Genomic DNA, 2535 nt, shown 5'->3' with positions numbered 1-2535 from the left:
GGCGACAGGCGAGCTGCGCACTGTCGCCTGGCGCGGAAAACCGGTCTGGTTGATGCGCCGCGGCGAGGAGATGGTGCGCGCGCTGCAGCAGCCCAATCCGGCATTGGCGGACCCGCAGTCCAGGCGATCCGAACAACCGAAATCGTGCGCCAACGCGACCCGCTCCGAGCGCCCCGAAATCCTGGTGGCGGTGGGGGTGTGCACACACCTGGGCTGCTCACCGACCCTGCGCCTGGACGACAGCGCGCTGAATGCCGAGCTTCATGCGCCCGGTGGATTTTTTTGCCCCTGCCACGGCTCCCGGTTTGATCTTGCCGGCCGCGTGGTGAAGAACGTACCGGCGCCGACCAACCTGGACATCCCGGAATACCAATTCATCGACGCCACCAAGCTGCAAATCGGCCAGACAAGCTAGTGTCACTGCGGCTTGTGCCACAGCAGAGGCTTTGCTAGCATCTGGCGTCAGCATTTTCTGACGCAGGTTGGAGATCACATGAAACTCATCATTGCCGCCGTCGCCCTGGCCACTTCGTCCCTGGCGTTTGCCCATAACTGCCCCAACGAGATGAAGGCGATTGACGCCAAGCTCTCCACCAACCCCAAGCTCTCGCCCGCCGACATGACCAAAGTGAAAGAGCTTCGCGCCGATGGCGAAAAGTTTCACAAGGAAGGCAAGCACGACGACTCCATGAAAGCGCTGGGCAGCGCGAAGAAGCTGCTCGGGATTTAAACCGCACAGGCACCYTGGCGGCGCAAGCCCGCCGGATCGCCTGAGCAGAAACGGAGAAACGGCAGTCCGCACGCCGGGATGCCGCCGCAATGACCTGCACCGCGATAATTCCCCGCAGGAGAATTGCCACATGACAGCGATGACAACCATGCCGCCCTTGTCGGGGCTGCAGTACTACCAGGTGGACGTGTTCACCCACGAAGCGCTGGCCGGCAACGGCCTTTCGGTGTTCCTGCCTGAAAGCCCCTTGCCGGCGCGCCAGATGCAGCGCCTGACCATCGAGATGCGGCAGTTCGAGAGCATTTTCCTCACGCCTGACGGTCCCGGGAACCGCTTCGAAGCACGCATTTTCACGATGGAAGAAGAGCTTGACTTCGCCGGCCACCCCCTGCTGGGCGCAGCAGGTTTGCTGCATCACCTGCATGCGGGGCATCACCCTTCTGCCGGCTGGACGCTGATGCTCGGCACACGGGCAGTTGCCATCAACACCACACGCAAAGAAGGCACACCGGGCACTTATGACGCCAGCATGAACCAGGGCGTGGCCCGCTTCGAGGCTGCCCTCAGTCACGCTGACAGCCTGCCATTTCTCGCGGCATTCGGGCTGGGCCCGGCGCAGCTGGATGTGCGTTTTCCGCTGCAGGTGGTGTCTACCGGCCTGCCCTATCTGCTGGTGCCCGTGGTCGGCGGCCTGGAGCGCGCAAAAATTGTGCACCCTGACTTTGAGGCGCTGCTGGCCACCGTGGGCGCCAAATTCGCCTACGTGCTGGACGTGTCGGCGCGCGAAGGTCGCACCTGGGACAACGCCGGGCTGGTGGAAGACATTGCCACCGGAAGCGCCGCCGGGCCGGCAGGCGCCTACCTGCTGCGCCACGGCGCGGCGAAGGTGGACGAAGTCATCACGCTCAAGCAGGGGCGTTTTGCCGGGCGCCCCAGCCGCATCACGGTAGAGGCCAATGCAGCCGGTGAGATGCTTGTCAGCGGCGGCGTCGTGGTGCTGGCGCACGGCCGGCTGATTTGAGGGGAGGCATCCGTTGGCGCGCCACTTGCGTACCTTCATCACCTTTAGCCACAGTGGCCATCGAATCCAGGAAAGATTGACCTTATGACTGCCCGCCTGATCCGTTTGAACCGTGTGCTGAACTGCATGGCCGGCCTGCTCGCTGCCGGCAGCGCGGCGCTGTTGCTGGTATGCACGGCAGTGCCGGCAAGTGCAGCGCCCTTTACCGCGGCTGACGAGAAGACGGTGCGCACCGTGGTGCAGGCCCAGTTGGCGGCCTTCGCAAAGGATGACGCAGCCAAGGCGTTTTCTTTTGCGGCCCCCAATGTGCAGAAGGCCGTCGGAACACCCCAGGGGTTCATGGCGATGGTGCGCCGCGATTACCCGGTGGTGTACCGCCCTGCATCGGTCGCCTTTCTGAAACCCGACGGCAAGAACGACCAGGTGATCCAGCGGGTGCAAATGGCCGATGCCAGCGGTGTTTCGTGGCTGGCGGTTTACAGCCTCGAACGGCAAAGCAACAAAGCGTGGCGCATCACCGGGTGCGTGGTGGTCGAAAACAAGGGCCGCATGGCGTAGTGCGCCAGTCTGCGGCGCCTGCTGCTAACGGTTTTCCCAGAGGCGGGAGCCGGCCCGGGAACAGACATCATTGCCGTAGCACGCATTGAAACGCCACGCCAACCGGGCGCGTATGCGGCAAAGAGCACCGATACGTGGTTTACAGAGGGTTACCCGCTCCTGCACGCTGGCGGCTAAGGTGTTTGGTGCTGCTGCGTTTGCGGCATTCCGGACTCAACCCATGAAC

At 63.5% G+C, this 2535-nt stretch carries 4 protein-coding genes; all 4 read left to right on the top strand.

Annotated features, from left to right (window positions below; all coding sequences use genetic code 11):
* Positions 1–415, top strand: a 415-nt coding sequence (gene petA / locus AC1DWI_RS19525; RefSeq protein WP_477725502.1) for a ubiquinol-cytochrome c reductase iron-sulfur subunit, incomplete at its 5' end; no start/stop codon positions are given.
* 78 nt (positions 416–493) lie between these two features.
* Positions 494–730 (top strand): hypothetical protein, encoded by a 237-nt coding sequence (locus AC1DWI_RS19520; RefSeq protein WP_477671501.1) that lies wholly within the window; start codon positions 494–496, stop codon positions 728–730.
* Positions 731–860: 130 nt separating this feature from the next.
* Positions 861–1751, top strand: a complete 891-nt coding sequence (locus tag AC1DWI_RS19515; RefSeq protein ID WP_477671500.1) for a PhzF family phenazine biosynthesis protein — start codon at positions 861–863, stop codon at positions 1749–1751.
* A gap of 84 nt (positions 1752–1835) precedes the next feature.
* The gene (locus AC1DWI_RS19510) at positions 1836–2309 is read left to right on the top strand and encodes a DUF4864 domain-containing protein (RefSeq protein ID WP_477671499.1); all 474 of its coding nucleotides are present in this window, start codon (positions 1836–1838) and stop codon (positions 2307–2309) included.
* Positions 2310–2535: the final 226 nt, after the last annotated feature.

It is taken from the genome of Polaromonas sp. P3_C2 (assembly GCF_056402675.1).
Note: the sequence above shows the minus strand (reverse complement) of the source record. Positions and strands in the feature narration are given on the sequence as shown.

What these genes read in the sequence shown, in the direction of transcription:
- AC1DWI_RS19520 (WP_477671501.1), top strand. Translation starts at nt 494, where the DNA reads ATGAAACTCATCATTGCCGCCGTCGCCCTGGCCACTTCGTCCCTGGCG.
- AC1DWI_RS19515 (WP_477671500.1), top strand. Translation starts at nt 861, where the DNA reads ATGACAGCGATGACAACCATGCCGCCCTTGTCGGGGCTGCAGTACTAC.
- AC1DWI_RS19510 (WP_477671499.1), top strand. Translation starts at nt 1,836, where the DNA reads ATGACTGCCCGCCTGATCCGTTTGAACCGTGTGCTGAACTGCATGGCC.